Origin of the sequence: Photobacterium gaetbulicola, assembly GCF_003025515.1 — a bacterium.
GTDB lineage: Bacteria > Pseudomonadota > Gammaproteobacteria > Enterobacterales > Vibrionaceae > Photobacterium > Photobacterium gaetbulicola.
Map to the genome: position 1 here is coordinate 44,298 of NZ_PYME01000009.1, position 19,767 is coordinate 64,064.

A 19,767-nucleotide genomic window follows, 5' to 3' on the forward strand; every position below is an offset into this window, starting at 1 on the left:
GCCGGCATCCTGATCATCAAGTTAAGGCTATTGCTTCTCTGAAAAATAGCAAAAATAACACAATATCAGCAACTTAAAAGCACACCACTTGGCCACTACCCAACCAAGCGCAATAACGCTTTGATGCACAAAATGTTACAAAATGTGACTCTGCTTCAATAATTCATACACAATACACCTTATTTCAATTTGCGAAATTTGTTCCCTTTTTTTCCCATCTGAAAAAAAAATGATATGCCCGCAACGAAACCAATCGCATTTTTTATACCCGCCAGATCCCCAATTCACTGTTATCAGTACAATCAATATGACATTTAAGAATGCGCATTGCATCAGACAAAGATTTCAAGCAGGAAGCTAGTGAGTATGGAATATTTAGACCGAATAAAGCGATTGGCCAAAATCCAAGGGATCAGCCAAAAACAGCTGGGTGAAGCCCTCGATCTACAGCAAGGTACCATGAGCCGTAAGCTCTCTGGCAAGTACGGTATCGAAGTACGCGAGCTGGAAAAAATAGCCGAGGCACTGAGTACATCGATCAGCTATCTACTAACCGGGCAGGTGGATACCGGTACCCAGGCCACCACAACCATCAATAACAATGTTGACCAAGGCACCACCAGCACCTATATCCCAATCATTCACCGCAAGGATTTCATGTCCTTTCGCAGCGGTGCATTGGTTGATGTGATCAGCAAACGTGCAATCCCACAGCACCTACTGCGCGAAGACTGCTTGGGCCTGTTGGTCGATAACGAGAACATTGCGCAATGTGCGCCGGTAGGCAGCTACGCCCTGGCTACCAAATCGGCAACATACCGCCCGAAACAACCGGTCTTTGCCTCGGTACGCGACAGCGAGCCTGATTTCTACCACATGACCCAGCTTGCCGACGGCGTCGTGTTCTCGACCTCGCAACCGGACTTTCCCAACTTGTTTGTCAACAACGGAGAGTTCCAGATCCACGGCTACATCATTCAGTCAGACTGGTCCTACGACCGTTAATCATCAGCAGATCCAACCCTTGCAATGATTAACCTCACTGGCGGCGTGACATCGCGCCGCCAAGTATTAGAATAGTAAGCACTCGGATAATGGATGTTTGCTATGCCTAAAATTATTGTCGCCTCGACCAACCCCGCCAAAATTTCTGCCGTTGAAGCCGCCTTCAACCACACCTTTCCTGATAGCCAGTTTGCTATCGAGGGGATCAGTGTCGACAGCGGTGTCCGCGATCAGCCTATGTGCGCAGACGAAACCCTGCTTGGAGCGAGAAACCGAGTCAATAATGCGCGCCACGCCGTACCGGATGCTGACTATTACGTCGGCCTTGAAGCCGGCATTGATGGCTCATTCACCTTTGCCTGGATGGTGATCGAAAGCGGCGAGACCCGCGGGGAATCCCGCTCGGCCTCACTGCCTCTACCGCCACAGGCCCTAGAGCAACTGCATCTGGGTGCTGAATTAGGCGATGTCATGGATGACATGTTCAACCAGACCAATATCAAGCAAAAAGGCGGGGCGATTGCGATGCTGACCAACCACTTGCTCAGCCGCAGCTCGGTTTACCAACAGGCCTTGATCTTGGCGCTCATTCCCTTCATTCACCCAACATTATTCGCTAAATAAATTAAGAACCTCAGCCAAACCTTTTAGGCATACCTGCAAAAAAAGAGCCCCCGGACATATCATCCGGGGGCTCTTTTACACTGGGTGCCAACGACGATTAAGCGCCAGGGCACTGCTCCTTGAGCAGGGCAGAAAGCCACGCCTTGGTGTCATCATCATGATGCTTGAGTTCGTTAGAGCCGCGGGTAATAGTCGCCACACCCACACCTAGCAACTCACTGATTTTGCGCTGGCTGCGCTCACCGTTCAGCAGCTCATGCAGAATATTCACTCGGGACAGTAACACTGACCTCTCGTCGGGGGTCAACAGCAGCCTCAGCAAGGTATCGTCTTTGTGCTCAACCGTCGCCTGGCGCAAGATATCCACCACCTGTTGCCACTCGGTAAATTCCGGGGTTTCTTGAATATTCGACATGTCATCCTCATTTGATGTACTCGTTCTCGAGTACTGATTCTATCCCTTTCGCCACCGACAACCTAGCCCTTCCATCAAAAAAGCTAGTACTTGGCGTTCAATTCATTTTCTTTGAGCAAGGGCACCGGACTCTGGGTCAAATCGCCATAATAGACTTCGAACATCAAGATATTCTGAACGTAGCCCCGTGTTTCATTGAACGGGATCGCCTCAATAAAGGCATAGACATCCAATCGTCCATCGGTGCCATTGCGCCAGCGGGAGACCCGGCTCGGTCCGGCGTTATACGCGGCAAAGGCAAAGATACGGTTGTTGTCGTATTGCTCGAGCATCATTTTCAGGTAGCCGCTGCCAAGGCGAATATTGACGCCGGGATCAAACAAGCTGTTTTTCCCTTCGTAGTTGCGCCCCAGTTTCTTGGCCGTTTCCTTAGCGGTAGCAGGCATGAGCTGCATCAGGCCGCGCGCCCCGACCGGCGAGACCGCCTCGATATTCAGCGCACTTTCCTGGCGAGCCAGCGCCATCATGCTGGTGACGGGCAATTCCCGCTTCTTACTGAAGAAATCAAACCACCACTTATGCGCCACCGGGAAGCGGAGTTCAACATAGTCCCAAAGTTGGCCGGAAATCGTGGCCTGCACCGCCAGGTGATGCCACTTGTTGGTCGCCGCATAAGCCGCCAGGGAGACAATCTTGTCGTTGTCCAGGCCCCGAAGCAGGTAGTGCCACTCCCGATTGGCCGCCAATAGCTTATCCACGGCAATCAGCTCTTCGATCCGCTCCAAAGTCTGCTGATACTCTTTCACCTCGCCGTGGGCGTCCCCCGCGGTTTTTACCGGGTAGGTAATCGGCTTACCCAGCACCGTCGCCGCTGCCGCGCTGTAGAAATCACGCTGGCCCAAGATCTGGGTGTACTTTTTCTCAGCCTGGGCCTGGTCGCCGGCCCTCTCCGCCAGCCGGGCCTGCCAAAACGTCCAGCGGGTGGTCTGCTTGGCCTCCTCTGGCAGGCGCTCTACCCAAACCTTGACCTCGTCCCATTTATCTTCGCGCATCGCCTGGCGGATGCGGCGCTCGAGTAAACTGATATTGGATGTTTTCGCCAAGGCGTTATCGCGCCATTTCTGCAGTTTTTCATCGTCGGTGGCCATCAGGCGGCTGGCGGTATAGTCAGCAAGGGACTGACGCTTGGCTTCACCGAAATGCTGCCCCTGCACGGTTTTATGGAACTGCTTTACTGCCTCGGCGATGTCGCTGCGCACCAGCTTCTTGTAAGCCAGCACCGTCAGGTTCTGGTTGAAAGGCGTCACCTTGCTGCGCTTGGAAAAGGCCGCAACCCCCTCGGGCTTGTCGAACAGAGCCATGACCGACTTGCCCGATGCCTTGCTTTTTGCCCCCAGCTGTTTACTGAGGTAATTGAGCCGGGCACGGTTGCCTTCGGCATACACCAGCAGCATCCGGTCCAGCACCAGCTCATCGGTGCGCTGGCCGGCCTTTTGCCACGTATTGAGCAGCGGGTCGCACGCATCGTGGGTCGACTTTCCCGTCAGCCACAAGGTTTCGGCCCCTTGCCAGGCGACATCTTTGTTGCCGAGCTTGCTTTGGGCGTAGTAATAGTGACAGCGCAGTACCTGACTGCGCGGAGGCATCGGCTGGACCTCGATGAAATTTTCCCACCGCTCGGTCGCGGCAAGGTGAGCCAGGTAACGATCCTTAACAGTGGTACTGAATGGCAACGCCGAATATTGCTCGATGAAGGCCTCGACTTCGCTCGGCGACTTGGCAAACAGCGTCTGGATGAATTCCCGGTAATCAAGATAGGGTGTCAGGGGGTAGTCATCCAAGCGGGCACGCAACGCCTGGTACGCCGCCAGATCGTTATCTTCCAGTGCGACTTGGGCCTGTTCATAACGTTCGCGCTGCTGCTCCAGTGTCGACGCTCGCATCAGGGGCGACAACAGCAAGCCAACAGACAGCACAAGACCTGAAATTACTCTGAGGTTTATATTGCTAGACACAATAGCCTTCCATTCATTTTCCATGTTCATTCAGGTCAAACAACCTGTGTGTTTTATTGCATATAAATTCCATTTCTACAAGCCTCTGCCATCCACAGGGCTGGCACCCACCACCTTCACGCGGCTCTGTATTGAGCGTAATACCAATTTGCCGTTTTGAATAATCGCGCACGTTGGTCGATAGGAGAAAATTAGCACCGCCATGTTGCAAGAAAAATGCACCAGCGACACAAAGATGGACGCAGAGTAATCCCTTAACGGCCATAATTATGAACATTGCTGTTAAACTTATGTCCAGAACAGGTAAAATACCCCCTTTCATTTAGTTTAGAGATCGCAAACGGATATGGCTGAATACGTCTATACCATGTCGCGCGTGGGTAAAATCGTCCCACCTAAGCGTCAAATCCTGAAAGATATTTCATTGAGCTTCTTCCCTGGCGCCAAAATTGGTGTTTTGGGTCTGAACGGTGCCGGTAAATCAACCCTGCTACGTATCATGGCGGGTATCGATACCGATATCGAAGGTGAAGCACGCCCACAGGCTGGCCTTAAGGTAGGTTACCTACCTCAGGAGCCGGTACTGGACGAAGAGAAAAGCGTACGTGAAGTGGTTGAAGAGTCAGTGGCTGACGTGAAAGATGCCCTGACGCGTCTTGATGCTGTTTACGCGGCATACGCTGAAGAAGATGCAGACTTCGACAAACTGGCGAAAGAACAGGGTGAACTAGAAGCGCTGATCGAAACCAAAGACGGCCACAACCTAGAGATGCAACTTGAGCGTGCCGCTGACGCCCTTCGTCTTCCTGAGTGGGATGCGAAAATCAAACACCTATCAGGTGGTGAGCGTCGCCGTGTGGCTATCTGCCGCCTACTGCTAGACAAGCCAGACATGCTGCTGCTTGACGAACCAACCAACCACCTTGATGCAGAATCTGTGGCTTGGCTTGAGCACTTCCTGGTTGACTACAGCGGTACCGTTGTGGCGATCACCCACGACCGTTACTTCCTCGATAACGCTGCGGGTTGGATCCTGGAACTTGACCGTGGTGAAGGTATTCCATGGGAAGGTAACTACACCTCTTGGCTTGAGCAGAAAGATGCCCGTCTGAAGCAGGAAGCCTCGCAAGAGAAAGCCCGCCAGAAGACCATCGAGAAAGAGCTTGAGTGGGTTCGCCAGAACCCTAAAGGCCGCCAGGCGAAGTCAAAAGCGCGTATGGCACGCTTCGAAGAGCTGAACAACACCGATCACCAGCGCCGTAACGAAACCAACGAGCTGTTCATCCCGCCGGGTGAGCGCTTGGGTGACAAGGTTATCGAGGTGAGCAACCTGACCAAGTCATTCGGAGATCGTGTGCTTATCGATGACCTGTCCTTCAGCATGCCTAAGGGTGCGATCGTGGGTATCATCGGTGCCAACGGTGCCGGTAAATCGACCCTGTTCAAGATGCTGAGCGGCACAGAACAGCCAGATGCCGGTACGATTGAGCTTGGCGAAACAGTAAGCCTGGCGTCTGTTGACCAGTTCCGCGACAGCATGAACGACAACAACACGGTTTACCAAGAGATCTCTGAAGGTGCCGACATCATCAAGATCAACAACTTTGAAATCCAGGCGCGTGCTTACTGCTCACGCTTCAACTTCAAAGGCAGCGATCAGCAAAAACGCATCGGCGATCTGTCTGGTGGTGAGCGCAACCGTGTCCACCTTGCCAAACTGCTTAAAGCCGGCGGCAACGTTCTGCTACTCGATGAGCCAACCAACGACCTTGACGTTGAAACGCTACGTGCACTAGAAGAAGCCCTGCTTGAGTTCCCTGGCTGTGCCATGGTGATCTCGCACGACCGCTGGTTCCTAGACCGTATCGCGACCCACATTCTTGACTACCGTGACGAAGGTCAGGTTAACTTCTTCGAAGGTAACTACACCGAGTACACAGATTGGCTCAAGAAGACGCTGGGCGCGCAAGCGGCCGAGCCACACCGTATCAAATACAAGCGTATTGCTAAGTAATTCGCTGCTATATCTAGATACACCAAGGGCTGCATCATGCAGCCCTTTCTTTTTCATCACTTTTCAGCCAGCCAAATACCTATTTTGCTTGGCGGGGTGGCTACAATGCCACACGTTCGAACGCCGTCAGCGCCTCCTGCAGATCTTCCACCGCGATAATTTCGATACCCGGGACCTGGCGACTGGCGTTGGCCTTCGGAACGATAGCGCGGGTAAAGCCCTGCTTGACCGCTTCGCGAATACGTTCTACCCCGTTGGCTGCCGGCCGGATATCGGCATTGAGGCCGATTTCGCCGAACACCAAGACATCCTGCGGTACCGGGCCGTTTTTGAAGCTGGAGAAAATCGCCAGTAATACCGCCAAGTCCGCCGAGGTCTCTTCGATTTTGATCCCGCCGACGCAGTTAACGAAGATATCCATGTCCGACAGCATCACCCCGCCATGGCGGGCCAACACCGCGATCGACATCGCCAGGCGATTATTGTCGTAGCCCACGGTCAGGCGCCGCGGGTTCTCGGTCACCGAGTTATTGCACAGCGCCTGGATTTCCACCAGCAACGGTCGGGTCCCTTCCCACAGCGTGGTACACACCGAACCGGCATGGTTCTTGTCCGAACGGCTGAGGAAAATCGCCGACGGGTTCTTAACCTGCTTCATCCCGGTTTCGGTCATGGCAAAAAAGCACGACTCGGAATCGGCACCGAAGCGGTTCTTGGACGTGCGCAATACCCGGAACTTCTCATCCGCCGTCGACGACAGGGCAAACAGCCCATCGACGATATGGATCAGCTGCATCGGACCGGCCACATTCGAGTCTTTGTTGATGTGGCCGACGATCATAAAGGTCACGCCTTCGGTCTTGGCAAAGCGGGTCAATGCCGCCGCCGATTCCTTGACCTGGCTCGGGCTGCCCGCTGCCGAGTCGTTATGGGCAACAGTCATGGTCTGGATCGAGTCGATGATCACAAACTCGGCCTTCTGTGCCCGGATGTGCTCGATGATTGCCTCGACCGACGTCTCGGCCACCACATTGATGTTGTCGAGGTTCTGGGTGCCCAGTCGCTTGGCCCGCTGGGAGATCTGGTGAATCGATTCCTCACCCGATACGTACAGCGATGACTTGGTGGCAGCCACCGAGCCAATACTCTGGAGCAGCAAGGTCGATTTACCGGCACCGGGATCACCACACAGCAATAACACCGAGCCCGGTACGATACCGCCGCCAAAGACCCGATCCAGCTCGGAAATGCCGGAGCTGTAGCGCGGCAGATCTTTGCTTTCGACCTCCGACAGTTTCTGCACCTTGGTCGCCGCGCCCGCGTAGCTGCTCGTACCAGCAGCCGAGACGGCACCCACGGCCGAGCGTGTTTTGGGAACTGTGAACTCGGTTATCGTATTCCATGCCGCACACGCGCTACACTGGCCCTGCCAGCGGGGGAAGTCTGCGCCACAGTCACTACACACATAGGCCCGCTTGGTTTTTGCCATGACTCACCTTGATATATTTGATTAAACACATCCGCAAACGGATGTAGAATAGAGCTTGCCCTTAGGCTGAAGCAACGCTCAGCCATCAGGGGAAATATGCCGATAATAAACGAAGAATGAGATAATCAAAAATAACTATGGTGCTAGACGATTACAAAGGACTGATTGAAAGGCTGATCCCTGTCTACGATAGCGAAGATTTTGAAGATGTCTTCCAGATGATGACCGAAGGCGAGGACGGGCCAACCCGGCTCCAGCTCAAAATGGAATTGCACCGTATCATGGCCCCCTCCATGAAAGCGGTCGATCTTCGCGGGCGGGTTCAGGGCGAATGCCGTCCCTATCAGCTCAATGGACGCCAGCACTGGCTCGATGATGTCGCCATCAACACCTACCATAAACGGATCAAGGCCTACGGCAACCAGTTCCGGGTCGGCCTGTACGAAGCCTTGATGAATACCCGCAACAACTTCCGGGTCATGCACCAGCAAGGCAAACTGCAACCCAAGCCGGCCCCGCAAACCCAATTGCAGCCTGACAATCCATTGGTTGCTCCCCTGATCCGCTTCGGCCATTACCTGACCCGTAACGAGAACCGCTGGCAGATAGCCACACCGGTTAGCTTGGAGCTTCCTCTGAGCCAGATGATCAACGGCATCAGCGCGGATTTATCGTACTCCGGCGCCAAATTCAAAGTACCAGCTGCATTTAACTACACTCTGGGCATGACGGTTGTGGTGCGCTTCCCGAAACTAGCTGAACTGCTCAATGACCCTCGCTTGGCCCAGGGAATGAGTTACCGGATCCTCGGTATCGACGAAAACCCCGATAATGACAGCTACAAATGGCTGAGGCTAAAGCTGCTGAGTGACAGCGCCCTGATCAAAGCCGTCATTGACCATGGCCTGAGCCAGTCGCAAAACCGTACCCGGCACAATTGCGAAGACAAAATCATCCAGATCCGTACCCGTGGCTACGAGCACTGCTTTCTCAAGCACAGTACCAGCATGCCGGTCTTCCTGTCGGGTACCCAACTGACCTACTGCCTGCTGACCCAGTATAACCGCCATATTTGGTCCCACTGGCACGACGAGAGAAACCAGCCAGTACTCAACCACCTGATATCAGAGGAGCGTCTTGCCAGCCTCGGCAAGACGGGGCTAAAACAGTCAAGTACCCTGATTTACAGCTTCAGCCACGAACATGACGGCAAAACCTTTTTCTATTCTGCCGCCCTACCGGAAATGAATGCCGAGCAACGCCGCCTGTTCTGGCATGTCGGGGCCCAGCGTGACAGCTGGCGGGTTATGCGCCTGAGCTTGCAGCCCATCGACCAGGAAGATATAGACAGCCTGCAAACCATTGCCCCTGACATGGTCGATAAACTCAGCTCCCTGACCCACGTTGGTGTATTGCAAGATCTGACCAACACGGACGCCCAGCAAGACTACCGCCTGAGCGTCAAGCCGCAGTTACCCGGCAAAACCCTGCAGGCATTCCGCCATCCACGCAATCCGGTTGCCGCGGCCAAAGCGGTGTATTTTGACCCAAGGCCGCAGCGAAGCGAAGACCGCTACCTGTTCGATACACCGATAGTGCTCAGCCCGGAAGGTGGGGCCGAGGTCTCCGGACAGAGCATTGACTTTTCGACCCGGGGCCTGAATATCAAACTGGCCGCACCGATAGCGCTTCGCCGAGGCGATCAGGTACTGGTCTCGTTTCCGGGACTGCAGAAAAGCAACAGAAATGCGCCCTTAAGCCAGATCCCATATAGTGTCGTCAGGATCAGTCCGGATCACTGCAATATCCAACTGACGACCGGTAGCGGCAACCTCGCCGCCCAGAGCGAGCATTTCCTGCGCAAGCTGATTTTGCACAATGAGAATAAATTGCTGATGGCCGAGGAAAAGCTGCCGCAGGGTGAGCTCCTGCTGGCGATGCACCAGATGCTGCTGACGCGGCTCAAAAGTGTGCCTTATTTCGCTGAAAAAGTTGATCACAAACTCAAGCTCAAAGCTGTCGGGTGCAACTTCCCACCACCGCCCCAGATCAAGCTGTTTAGCCTGTTGGCCGGCGGTCAGGGCTGCTCGCTGGAGCCGCTGTTTCGCAACCGGGTAAAATCCATGCTGGCCGAAACCATGCGTCCGATTGAGATCAGCCAGCCCTATGTCCATGAACTCTACCTCGCCATCGAGCAGCATAATGGCCAGGTACCAAGGATCGACGCCAAGCGGCTGGATGAGTTTCGCACTATCGAGGAGCGGATCGCCTACATCAAACAGGCTAAGTCCGCCGGCAGCTTTATGGCTTTGAGGTTAACCGCCGCCCCGGTCCTGAGCCCGATGACGGCACTGATAGGAAAAGAGCTGGGCGAGCTTGCCCGCCAGGTATTACACCGGGCCAGGGCACTTGAGCAGGAACTCAGCTCGGTCATTGGCTGTGGCGAAATCCTCGATGTCACCGATGAAGTGCAGATCAGGCTGGAGATCAAATAGCCCGCTTCGCCCGGCTACCACCCCAGTTGCTGCGGTACCAGGGAGGCCGACAGCAAACACATCAGGCCGCCGAGGTCGGCAAAACGGATCGCCACGGGGGCCTCGTCTTCGACTTTCGGCTTGGCATGGTAGGCGACGCCCAGCCCTGCCGCATTGATCATGGCCAAATCATTGGCTCCATCACCCACGGCCACCGTATTGTGCGGGGCAATGTCATATCGCTCGGCCAGGCTGCGCAATATCGCGGCCTTGCCCTGCGCATCAACGACCTCTCCCAGTACCTTGCCCGTCAGTTTGCCATCGACAATCTCCAGCGTATTGGACTGGGCATGGGCCAAGTCCAGCTCCTGTTTGAGGTGATCGGAAAAATAGGTAAAGCCGCCCGAGGCAATCGCCGCCTTCCAGCCATAGTGATGCAACGTCGCCACCAGCTCGCGCAGCTCTGGCATCAAAGGTAGCTGGCTTCTGACCTGCTCAAGGATCGCTGCATCGCTGCCGGCCAAGGTCGCGACCCGCTGGCGCAAACTCTGTTCAAAGTCGAGCTCCCCCTGCATCGCCCGCTCGGTGACTTCGGCCACCTGCTCACCGACACCGGCCAAAACGGCAATCTCGTCGATACATTCGATCTCAATCGCGGTCGAGTCCATGTCCATCACCACCAGCCCCGGCTCCCTCAGATCAGGCAGCTGGCTCAGATCCGCTATATCAAGCTGCACGCTGGTAACACATTGCTCCAGCAGCAGGGAGTAGGGGGTGGCCAACAACAGGCAATCGTACTTGCCCACCTTCCAGGCGGCGGCCAGCTCCAGCGCCTCACCGTACGCCGCCTCGATAGCTTCCACCGCCACGGCATCAACAGATCGGCCATACACCAAGGTGGTGGCACGTTGCCGGTCAAGGTTGGACGCTGACACCACTTCCGGGAATCGCTGGAGTAAAGAGGTATGTTTCCTTATTTTGAGCACTTGCAAACCATCCATGTTAAAGTAATCGCCTATATACCCAAGTGACCTCGATGTGCCGGGCTCAGCATTGAACCAAGCATTTTGACGTCACTTGACTAAACAACTTACCCTATTGCAAATTACCAGGGCAAGCCCCAAGATAAGATTGGCCTTGAATCCACCGCTGATATGATGAAGAAAAAACATACCCAATTCCAAAAAGCCTGGCGGCTGTTCATCCTTTTCGGCTGCCTGGCAGCGCTGATCACCATGGTTGAATATGGCTCGGCCCTCGCCAAGGAAAACTACCGTACCCTGAGCAATCAAACCCAGCAACTGTCGCGGTTGGTGGTACGCCAAGCCGCCGATACGGCGTCTGAGGATGTGATCGAAAAGAACCAGGACCGCCTGCAGCTGCTGGTCGAGCAACTGGCCAAAGAGCCGTTGCTGCTCGATGCCACCATCTATGATCTCGAAGGCGTCACCCTGGCCAAGAGCCAGGATGCCCTGCCGCTCCCCCAGGTCACCGGGTTATCCACCCCGCTGGCCGTTGCCAGCTACGGCCGCCAGCAGCTGATCGAGCCAATCATGAGCCAGCACCAGGTGGTAGGCTTTGTCCGCATCACCCTTGAGCATGACAAGCTGATTGCCGAGACCATGGCGGATATCGATGCCATCACCAATATTATCCGGGCGCTGATTGCCACGGCGATGGCCATCGGGTTCCTGTTGGCCTACACCTTTGGCAACCGCAAGCAAAACTGGCACTTCCCTATCCTGCTCAGTGCGGAAAAGGGCCGCTGATCGACAAGGCCGCTAAACTCAGGCCGGCTAATAACAGTCGATTAAATAGAACGCAAAAAAAAGGGCTTGCCACTAGCAAGCCCTTTTTAATGTCAATCTTCTGTTGCTTACGCTTCGTCAGCGTCGCCCAGCAAAACAGATTCCAGAGCGATTTCCATCATGTCGTTGAACGTTAGCTGACGCTCTTCAGACGTTGTCGCTTCGCCACGCAGGATGTGGTCTGAAACCGTACAGATAGTCAATGCTTTAGCACCGAACTCAGCCGCTAGGCCGTAGATACCTGCCGCTTCCATCTCAACACCGACGATGCCGTATTTCTTCATGGTCTGGAAGAAATCGAAATCTGGGTTGTAGAATAGGTCTGCAGAGAAGATGTTGCCCACCTTCACGTCAATACCTTTAGCTTTCGCTGCATCAACCGCATTCTGTACCATGCCAAAATCCGCCAGCGCAGCAAAATCGTGGTCGCCGAAACGGATACGGTTAACTTTGGAGTCAGTTGACGCACCCATACCGATCACAACATCACGCAGGTTCACGTCGTCGCGTACTGCACCACAGCTACCGACACGGATGATCTTCTTCACGCCGTAGTCTTTGATCAGCTCTGTTGCATAGATAGAACATGAAGGGATACCCATACCGTGGCCCATTACAGAGATCTTACGGCCTTTGTAAGTACCTGTGTAACCAAACATGTTACGAACGTTACAGACTTCTTTTGCATCATCCAGGAAGGTTTCTGCAATGTACTTGGCACGTAGCGGGTCACCCGGCATCAGTACTACGTCTGCAAAGTCACCCATTTCAGCATTAATGTGAGGAGTCGCCATCGTTATTTCCTTTCTGTCATCTGTTGGTTTTTTGCATTGCCAACTAAATGTAATCTTGTCTTGCAAATACCGTTTCGATCTAGGACAAATATAGACCGAAACCGTAAAAATAATCGTCTTTTGGGACAGGAGTCACCTGCCCTCGCCGGTTACAGGAATGACTTACCGTATTCCATATCAGACGTACCGAAGTATTCCGCCAAGCTCTGGCCGATATCAGCGAAGGTCTCGCGACGGCCCAGAGAGCCAGCAGCGATTTTCGGGCCAGAAACCAGTACTGGAATGTGCTCGCGGGTGTGGTCGGTACCTTCCCACGTTGGATCACAACCGTGGTCGGCAGTCAGGATCAGTACGTCGTCTTCCTGCAACAGTTCGATGATTTCAGGCAGGCGCTTGTCGAAGTACTCCAGTGCCGCCGCATAACCTGCGACATCACGACGGTGGCCGTAGGCAGAATCGAAATCAACAAAGTTGGTGAAGACGATGGTGTTATCCCCTGCGGCTTTGATTTGCTCCAGCGTGGCTTCAAACAAGGCCGGGATCCCGGTTGCTTTCACTTTCTTGGTAATACCACAGCCGGCGTAGATGTCAGAGATCTTACCGATCGACACCACATCGCCCTGCTTCTCGTCAACCAGCTTCTGCAGTACGGTCGCAGATGGCGGCTCGACAGACAAGTCACGGCGGTTACCGGTACGCTCGAACTGGCCTTTGCCCGGGCCAATAAACGGACGGGCGATCACGCGGCCGATGTTATAGTCCGCCAGCTCCTCGCGGGCGATCTGGCACAGCTCCAGCAGGCGATCAAGACCGAAGGTCTCTTCGTGACAGGCGATCTGGAACACGGAATCGGCAGAGGTATAGAAGATCGGCATACCGGTCTTCATGTGCTCTTCACCCAAGTCGTCCAGTACCTGGGTACCTGAGGCATGGCAGTTGCCGAGGAAGCCCGGCAGGCCAGCACGCTCAAGGATGCGATCAGTCAGCTCCTTCGGGAAGCTGTTTGCTTTGTCGGTAAAGTAGCCCCAGTCAAACAGCACAGGGACACCGGCGATCTCCCAGTGGCCAGACGGGGTGTCTTTGCCCGAAGATAGCTCGGCAGCGTGGGCAAACGCACCGGTGATTTCCGCGTCGGCATCCAAGCCTTCTGGGAAGTAGCCCGAAGACTCTTCACACGCCTTGCCCAAACCCAGTTTGTTCAGGTTTGGCAGGTGTAGCTTACCGCTGCGCTCGCCATTGTCCGCTTCGCCGCGGGCACAGGCTTTGGCAATATGACCCAGGGTGTTGGAACCTACATCGCCGAACTGAACGGCATCTTCTGTAGCGCCAATCCCAAATGAATCAAGGACGAGAATAATAGAACGTTTCATGATGACTCCATTAAACATCTTCTGGGCGAACACGACGGTAAACTTCAGGTGTCGGCTCAGGTTTCTGATCAGAAATAGTAATCGCAGCACGTACCGCTTTCGCTGCTTCTTCCCACTGCGCTTCGTTGCGCGCGTGGATCACAGCCAGCGGCTTGTCAGCATTGGCTTCATCACCCAGGCGGATCATGTCGCTCAGGCCTACCGCGTAATCGATAGTGTCGGTCGCCACTCGGCGGCCACCGCCCATGCCGACAACGGCCATACCCAGTGCGCGAGTATCCATAGCAAAGGCATAACCTGTGGTTTCGGCGTAAACCGGCTTCACCAGTTCGGCTTTTTCCAGGTAGTTGTCGTAGTTGGTCATAAAGTCAGCCGGGCCACCCAGGCCAGCAACCATCTTACCAAAACACTCTGCCGCTTTACCGTTGTCCAGGACCGCCTGAAGTTTCTCGCGCGCCTGCTCGATATCTGTTGCTAACCCACTGTTTACCAACATTTCTGCACACAATGCCATGGTCACTTCAAATAAGCGAGGGTTACGGTATTCACCGGTCAGGAATTGCACGGCTTCGCGTACTTCGAGTGCATTACCAGCAGTCGATGCCAGTACCTGGTTCATGTCTGTCAGCAGTGCTGTGGTCTTGGTGCCGGCACCGTTGGCAACGGCAACAATCGATTTAGCCAGCTCTTCAGACGCTTCGTAGGTCGGCATGAAGGCACCAGAGCCCACTTTCACGTCCATCACTAGCGAGCCAAGGCCCGCCGCCAGCTTCTTCGACAGAATGGAAGCGGTGATCAGCGAGATGTTATCCACTGTCGCGGTCACATCGCGGGTCGCGTAAACACGCTTGTCAGCCGGTGCAAGATCGCCGGTCTGGCCGATGATCGCCACCCCCGCGTCTTTGGTCACCTGACCGAACACGTCGTTGCTTGGCGTGATGTTGTAGCCAGGGATAGACTCAAGCTTATCCAGCGTACCACCGGTGTGGCCAAGGCCACGGCCAGAAATCATCGGTACGTAACCGCCACACGCTGCCACCATAGGGCCAAGCATCAGTGACGTCACATCACCTACACCGCCAGTTGAGTGCTTGTCGACAATCGGGCCATCGAAGTTCATGTGGCTCCAGTCGATAACCATACCAGAGTCGCGCATCGCACAGGTCAGTGCCACACGCTCGTCCATGGTCATGTCGTTGAAGTAAATCGCCATGGCGAATGCTGCGATCTGGCCTTCAGATACGGTATCTTTAGCAATACCCTGGATGAAGAAGTTAATTTCGTCAGCGGTCAGTTCAATGTTGTCACGTTTTTTACGGATGATTTCTTGTGGTAAATACATGGTATTCCCCAATGATATTCTTTATGTAGGGTCATGACGTTTTACCTGGTATTTGATGATTCTCAGGTACAGGCTGCCCGTCCTTTTTCCAACACCGGAAGAAGGCAAGAACCAAACAGTAAAACATCACGGATAAGTTGTGGTCGGAGACCTAAAAATAAGGTGGCAACAATGCCACCTTACTGGAATAGAATTAGTAGCCGCCTTCCGCTGCTTTTTCGCCTTCACCTAGTGTGTGAAGCAGGTTAGCTAGCAGGCTTGATGCGCCAAAGCGGTAGTGCATGTTGTCAGCCCAGTCGGCACCCAGGATGCGGTCTGCCATATCTAGGTACTGCTGCGCGTCTTCTGCAGTGCGCACGCCACCAGCAGGCTTGAAGCCTACCGTTTCCGCAACACCCATATCTTTGATTACATTCAGCATGATTTCTGCGTATTCTGGTGTAGCGTTAACTGGTACTTTACCGGTTGACGTCTTGATGAAATCAGCACCGGCTTTGATTGAAATTTCAGACGCTTTCTTGATTAGCTCTTCAGTTTTCAGCTCGCCAGTTTCGATGATCACTTTCAGCATGATCTCGCCACACGCCGCTTTACACTGCTTAACTAGCTCAAAGCCAACTTCTTCGTTACCTGCCATCAGTGCGCGGTATGGGAAAACGACGTCTACTTCGTCAGCACCGTACGCCACAGCCGCTTTTGTCTCTGCAACAGCGATCTCGATGTCATCGTTACCGTGCGGGAAGTTAGTTACCGTCGCGATACGGACTTCTGGGGTACCCTGCTCACGAAGCTGCTTCTTAGCAACTGGGATAAAACGTGGGTAAATACATACGGCCGCTGTGTTGCCTACCGGGCTCTTCGCGTTCTTACACAACTCGATCACTTTCGCATCCGTGTCGTCATCGTTAAGAGTGGTAAGGTCCATTAGTTTAAGTGCACGCAGTGCAGCCGCTTTCAATTCGCTCATGACTATCTCCAGTCCAATTAGTTTCTACCAAGCTATTTCTGCTAAACAATCACCTTGCCTAGCAATAGATGCGCCTGACGGTATTCAATGCGCCACCGCCAAACGGCCCGCTTACGCGAACAGGAGCCCCGACAACCAGCCATCAGTCGACGGGGTTACGGACTTGATTCCTTGAAGACTCAGGTAAACAATGCATAAACATTTACCTGATTGATATCCTTTTCACCGCATGGGAAGCAATCTCGCCACTTCCCTGCAAATACGTTGCCCAGGCCTTGCCTAGCGAAAGGTAACACCATGATGGTATTGACCTGAGCAACGAAAATCTGTTTGTGATGGTGCCGCTCTATAATACCAAGCAGGCCTAGTTGCCACCACGAAAGTTACGTTTCCCAGTGTGGACAATGTGTTTACCCAACGAACAAATTTCGTCAGGTAAAAAACCGCTCAACGATCCACTGGTAGGCAACCCCACCCACATAGACCCCCACAATGCCCATGACACCCGGGAGCACCGGGGGCGCCGGTATTGGCAGTTTAATCGCAGAAAACAACACTCCGACAATAAACCCAGCAATCATCGCCAGCAGTACTTCATTCATAATCATTTTCTCTGTCTGGTACAGCACAAAGAAAGTGTAGCCTGCCCCGCGATGAAAGTAATGGTAGCAGAGGGTTTTGCCAGAAACCGGAGCGCAATCGATTTTATGGCATCAAATAGAAACGATGGGGGAGATGTTTACTGAATCTGTTGAAGGGCGGGCGATGGGCGATGGGCGATGGGCGATGGGCGATGGGCGATGGGCGATGGGCGATGGGCGATGGGCGATGCAGAGTTTTACAGTAGCCTCTTCATGTCAAGCTCTCAGCTCTTCCCGTAGCCTAGCGCTGCTTTTGCCTATAGCCAAGCTGTTATGCCTCTAGCCCCTAGCCAGGCTCTTTGCCTCTAGCCAGAAAAACAAACGCCGCGGTTTCCCGCGGCGTTTTATCAGGCGTTCAGCTGTCTGAGATTACAGAGACAGGCTGATGAATAGACCTGCGATAGTTGCAGACATCAGGTTAGAAAGCGTACCAGCGGCAACAGCTTTCATACCGAAGCGTGCGATGTCGTGGCGACGGCTTGGCGCCAGGCCACCTAGACCACCCAGTAGGATTGCTACTGAAGATAGGTTGGCGAAACCACATAGTGCGAACGAGATGATTGCTTCAGTCTTCGCAGATAGTGTGATTTCAGCACCTTCCGCTAGGTATGGAGCAAAGTTCAGGTAAGCAACGAATTCGTTTACAACCAGCTTCTGGCCGATGAAAGAACCTGCGATCGTTGCTTCTTCCCATGGCACACCGATTAGGAATGCAAGAGGAGAGAATACGTAACCTAGGATAAGCTCTAGAGTCAGCTCAGGCATACCGAACCAACCACCGATGCCACCTAGCATACCGTTGATTAGCGCGATTAGGCCGATGAAAGCTAGAAGCATTGCACCCACGTTTAGTGCTAGCTGCATACCAGAAGAGGCACCCGCTGCCGCTGCGTCGATAACGTTAGCCGGCTTGTCGTCGCCTTCAGTCGCGTCGCTTGCTAGCTGCTCAACAGCTTCTTCAGTTTCTGGCTTGATGATCTTAGCAAATAGAAGACCACCCGGAGCTGCCATGAATGAAGCGGCGATTAGGTACTCTAGAGGTACACCCATAGACGCATAACCTGCAAGTACACCACCCGCTACAGACGCCAAACCACCACACATTACCGCGAACAGCTCAGACTGAGTCATTTTTGGTACGAACGGACGGATAACCAAAGGTGCTTCCGTTTGACCAACGAAGATGTTAGCTGTTGCAGACATTGATTCGGCACGAGAAGTACCCAGTGCTTTCTGCAGACCACCACCTAGGATGTTGATCACAACCTGCATGATGCCCAGGTAGTAAAGTACGCTGATCAGTGCAGAGAAGAAAACGATTACTGGTAGTACGCGCAGGGCAAACACGAAGCCGCCACCGCCGAACACTTCAAACATTTTGTCTGAAGTCAGGCCACCGAATAGGAAGTTGATACCATCGTTACCGTAAGCGATAACGTTGGCAACGGCGTTAGACATACCATACAGTACGTCACGGCCAACAGGTACATAAAGAACAAATGCACCCAAACAGAATTGGATGGCAAATGCACCACCCACAGTACGTAGATTGATAGCTTTACGGTTATCAGATAGAAGTACTGCAAGACCTAGCAGTACTGCCATCCCAACCAGGCTCATAAACATGCTCATAGTTTATGGCTTCCCTTTAGTTAAGTTTGGCGTCTCGACAATTCGGCTCATTAAGAGTCCGGCGCATTATACTCATGCTGCGGCGGATAAAATAATGCCGACTTCACAGTTTGCAAGGAAAGGGAGTGAAAGTTCAATTCCAAACGTGAAGCTCATCACAGTTTAACGCAAACGTTTTACGCAAACGTTTATTTTGTGATGCCCATTCACATCGGGATGCGAAAAAGTTCAGCAGTGGTTAAGCTAATGACCTGCTTAATTTCCTGTTCACTTTCCGTCCGGATCGCTGCAAGCTCACCCAGCACATTCACTAACCGATCGGGTCGGTTTGGCTCCCCTTGAAACCCCGCGACTGGCATGTCTGGTGCGTCCGTTTCCAGCAGCAATGCATCCAGTGGCAGTGCAGCTATTGTATTTCGAGTCTTATTGGCCCGGCGATATGTAATCGTTCCCCCGACACCAATTTTGATACCTAGATCAATAAGCTGCTTTGCTTGTTGGTGGCTACCACTAAATCCATGGTACACCCCACCGGCAATCGGCCTGTTTTGCCTCAAAACCCCAAACAACTCAGGAAATGCCTTACGGCAATGCAAAATCACCGGTAGTTCAAAGCGGTTGGCCAGCTGTAACTGGGCTGCCAATAACGAAATCTGTTGATCTCTATCGGCATTCACAATGGCAAAGTCTAGTCCACATTCCCCAACAGCAACGCAGCGAGATACGCTTTTTTCTCGCAGCACGGCCTCTGCGGCCAACGCCGACGCCAACTGCTGCAAGGCGTTAGCATCATGCTCGGCACTGAAAAAAGGGTGTAACCCCAAGCCATAATAGAGGCAGGGGAAGCGAACGGACAAATCGCGCAGCACCTGCCAGTTCCGCTGGCCAACAGCCGGTATCACGATTTTCTCTACCCCGGCCTGGCGGGCCAATGCCAAGTAATGCTCAGGGTCATCACAAAACGGCGCAAAATCGAAGTGACAATGGCTATCAATCAGCATCCGGTTTGCCCTGTACGGTAGCGCCACCTTGCTTGTTAGCAGGGTGACGGGGGTCATCACGGTCATAGCGAACCGGTGCACAGCAACGGCGATTCTCGGGGACCAGCCCCATCTTTTCACACCAGCGGTCATAGGCCGCTATCCCGCGCTTTATGAGTGACATCATGGCTATCTAT

The 19,767-nt window shown here is 53.6% G+C and carries 18 protein-coding genes; 6 read left to right on the forward strand and 12 right to left on the reverse strand.

All coding sequences use genetic code 11. From position 1 onward, the window contains the following. The first annotated feature begins 366 nt into the window (after positions 1-366). Complete coding sequence (locus tag C9J03_RS09775) at positions 367-1,005, forward strand: helix-turn-helix domain-containing protein (protein WP_044624153.1); 639 nt, start codon at positions 367-369, stop codon at positions 1,003-1,005. A 102-nt stretch (positions 1,006-1,107) separates the two neighbouring features. Continuing rightward, positions 1,108-1,629, forward strand: coding sequence for an inosine/xanthosine triphosphatase (yjjX, locus tag C9J03_RS09780; RefSeq protein ID WP_044624154.1), 522 nt, complete (start codon positions 1,108-1,110; stop codon positions 1,627-1,629). A 97-nt stretch (positions 1,630-1,726) separates the two neighbouring features. Here yjjX and trpR read toward each other — a convergent pair whose 3' ends face one another. Beyond that, positions 1,727-2,044 (reverse strand): trp operon repressor, encoded by a 318-nt coding sequence (trpR, locus tag C9J03_RS09785; RefSeq protein WP_039469511.1) that lies wholly within the window; start codon positions 2,042-2,044, stop codon positions 1,727-1,729. Between the two features lie 83 nt (positions 2,045-2,127). Continuing rightward, complete coding sequence (sltY, locus tag C9J03_RS09790; protein ID WP_231580690.1) at positions 2,128-4,059, reverse strand: murein transglycosylase; 1,932 nt, start codon at positions 4,057-4,059, stop codon at positions 2,128-2,130. A 346-nt stretch (positions 4,060-4,405) separates the two neighbouring features. Here sltY and ettA point away from each other — a divergent pair, with 346 nt between their 5' ends. Continuing rightward, positions 4,406-6,073, forward strand: a complete 1,668-nt coding sequence (ettA, locus tag C9J03_RS09795) for an energy-dependent translational throttle protein EttA (RefSeq protein ID WP_039469513.1) — start codon at positions 4,406-4,408, stop codon at positions 6,071-6,073. Positions 6,074-6,173: 100 nt separating this feature from the next. On the opposite strand, the gene radA is transcribed toward ettA, so the two are convergent. Then, the gene (radA, locus tag C9J03_RS09800) at positions 6,174-7,562 is read right to left on the reverse strand and encodes a DNA repair protein RadA (RefSeq protein WP_039469515.1); all 1,389 of its coding nucleotides are present in this window, start codon (positions 7,560-7,562) and stop codon (positions 6,174-6,176) included. A 137-nt stretch (positions 7,563-7,699) separates the two neighbouring features. On the opposite strand from radA, the gene C9J03_RS09805 reads away from it, so the two are divergent. Then, positions 7,700-10,057: a PilZ domain-containing protein gene (locus C9J03_RS09805; protein ID WP_044624155.1), complete on the forward strand. Its 2,358-nt coding sequence runs from the start codon at positions 7,700-7,702 to the stop codon at positions 10,055-10,057. 14 nt (positions 10,058-10,071) lie between these two features. On the opposite strand, the gene serB is transcribed toward C9J03_RS09805, so the two are convergent. After that, the gene (serB, locus tag C9J03_RS09810; protein ID WP_044624156.1) at positions 10,072-11,037 is read right to left on the reverse strand and encodes a phosphoserine phosphatase; all 966 of its coding nucleotides are present in this window, start codon (positions 11,035-11,037) and stop codon (positions 10,072-10,074) included. 153 nt (positions 11,038-11,190) lie between these two features. On the opposite strand from serB, the gene C9J03_RS09815 reads away from it, so the two are divergent. After that, positions 11,191-11,805 carry a YtjB family periplasmic protein gene (locus C9J03_RS09815; protein WP_044624157.1) on the forward strand — a complete coding sequence of 205 codons (615 nt, stop codon included), beginning with the start codon at positions 11,191-11,193 and terminating at the stop codon, positions 11,803-11,805. Positions 11,806-11,912: 107 nt separating this feature from the next. Here C9J03_RS09815 and deoD read toward each other — a convergent pair whose 3' ends face one another. The 5 genes from deoD to C9J03_RS09840 form a co-directional block, all read right to left on the reverse strand. Next, positions 11,913-12,638: a purine-nucleoside phosphorylase gene (deoD, locus tag C9J03_RS09820; protein WP_039469521.1), complete on the reverse strand. Its 726-nt coding sequence runs from the start codon at positions 12,636-12,638 to the stop codon at positions 11,913-11,915. 149 nt (positions 12,639-12,787) lie between these two features. Continuing rightward, entirely contained in the window at positions 12,788-14,008 is a 1,221-nt protein-coding gene (locus C9J03_RS09825; protein WP_039469523.1) for a phosphopentomutase, read from the reverse strand. A gap of 10 nt (positions 14,009-14,018) precedes the next feature. Continuing rightward, a complete protein-coding gene (gene deoA / locus C9J03_RS09830) occupies positions 14,019-15,350 on the reverse strand; it encodes a thymidine phosphorylase (RefSeq protein ID WP_044624158.1) in 1,332 nt (443 codons plus the stop codon). A gap of 193 nt (positions 15,351-15,543) precedes the next feature. After that, entirely contained in the window at positions 15,544-16,317 is a 774-nt protein-coding gene (gene deoC, locus C9J03_RS09835) for a deoxyribose-phosphate aldolase (protein ID WP_044624159.1), read from the reverse strand. 431 nt (positions 16,318-16,748) lie between these two features. Next, positions 16,749-16,919: a XapX domain-containing protein gene (locus tag C9J03_RS09840; RefSeq protein WP_039469530.1), complete on the reverse strand. Its 171-nt coding sequence runs from the start codon at positions 16,917-16,919 to the stop codon at positions 16,749-16,751. 133 nt (positions 16,920-17,052) lie between these two features. On the opposite strand from C9J03_RS09840, the gene C9J03_RS26475 reads away from it, so the two are divergent. Then, positions 17,053-17,241, forward strand: a complete 189-nt coding sequence (locus tag C9J03_RS26475; RefSeq protein ID WP_146149072.1) for a hypothetical protein — start codon at positions 17,053-17,055, stop codon at positions 17,239-17,241. Between the two features lie 86 nt (positions 17,242-17,327). On the opposite strand, the gene C9J03_RS09845 is transcribed toward C9J03_RS26475, so the two are convergent. The 3 genes from C9J03_RS09845 to C9J03_RS26675 all read right to left on the reverse strand — a co-directional run bounded on the left by C9J03_RS09845 (position 17,328) and on the right by C9J03_RS26675 (position 19,757). Further along, positions 17,328-18,590, reverse strand: coding sequence for a NupC/NupG family nucleoside CNT transporter (locus C9J03_RS09845; protein WP_039458519.1), 1,263 nt, complete (start codon positions 18,588-18,590; stop codon positions 17,328-17,330). A 206-nt stretch (positions 18,591-18,796) separates the two neighbouring features. Further along, on the reverse strand, positions 18,797-19,591 hold the full coding sequence (locus C9J03_RS09850) for a TatD family hydrolase (RefSeq protein ID WP_197078613.1): 795 nt from the start codon (positions 19,589-19,591) through the stop codon (positions 18,797-18,799). After that, positions 19,581-19,757, reverse strand: a complete 177-nt coding sequence (locus C9J03_RS26675; protein WP_156149950.1) for a hypothetical protein — start codon at positions 19,755-19,757, stop codon at positions 19,581-19,583. Before C9J03_RS26675 ends, C9J03_RS09850 begins: the two co-directional genes overlap by 11 nt. Positions 19,758-19,767 lie beyond the last annotated feature (10 nt).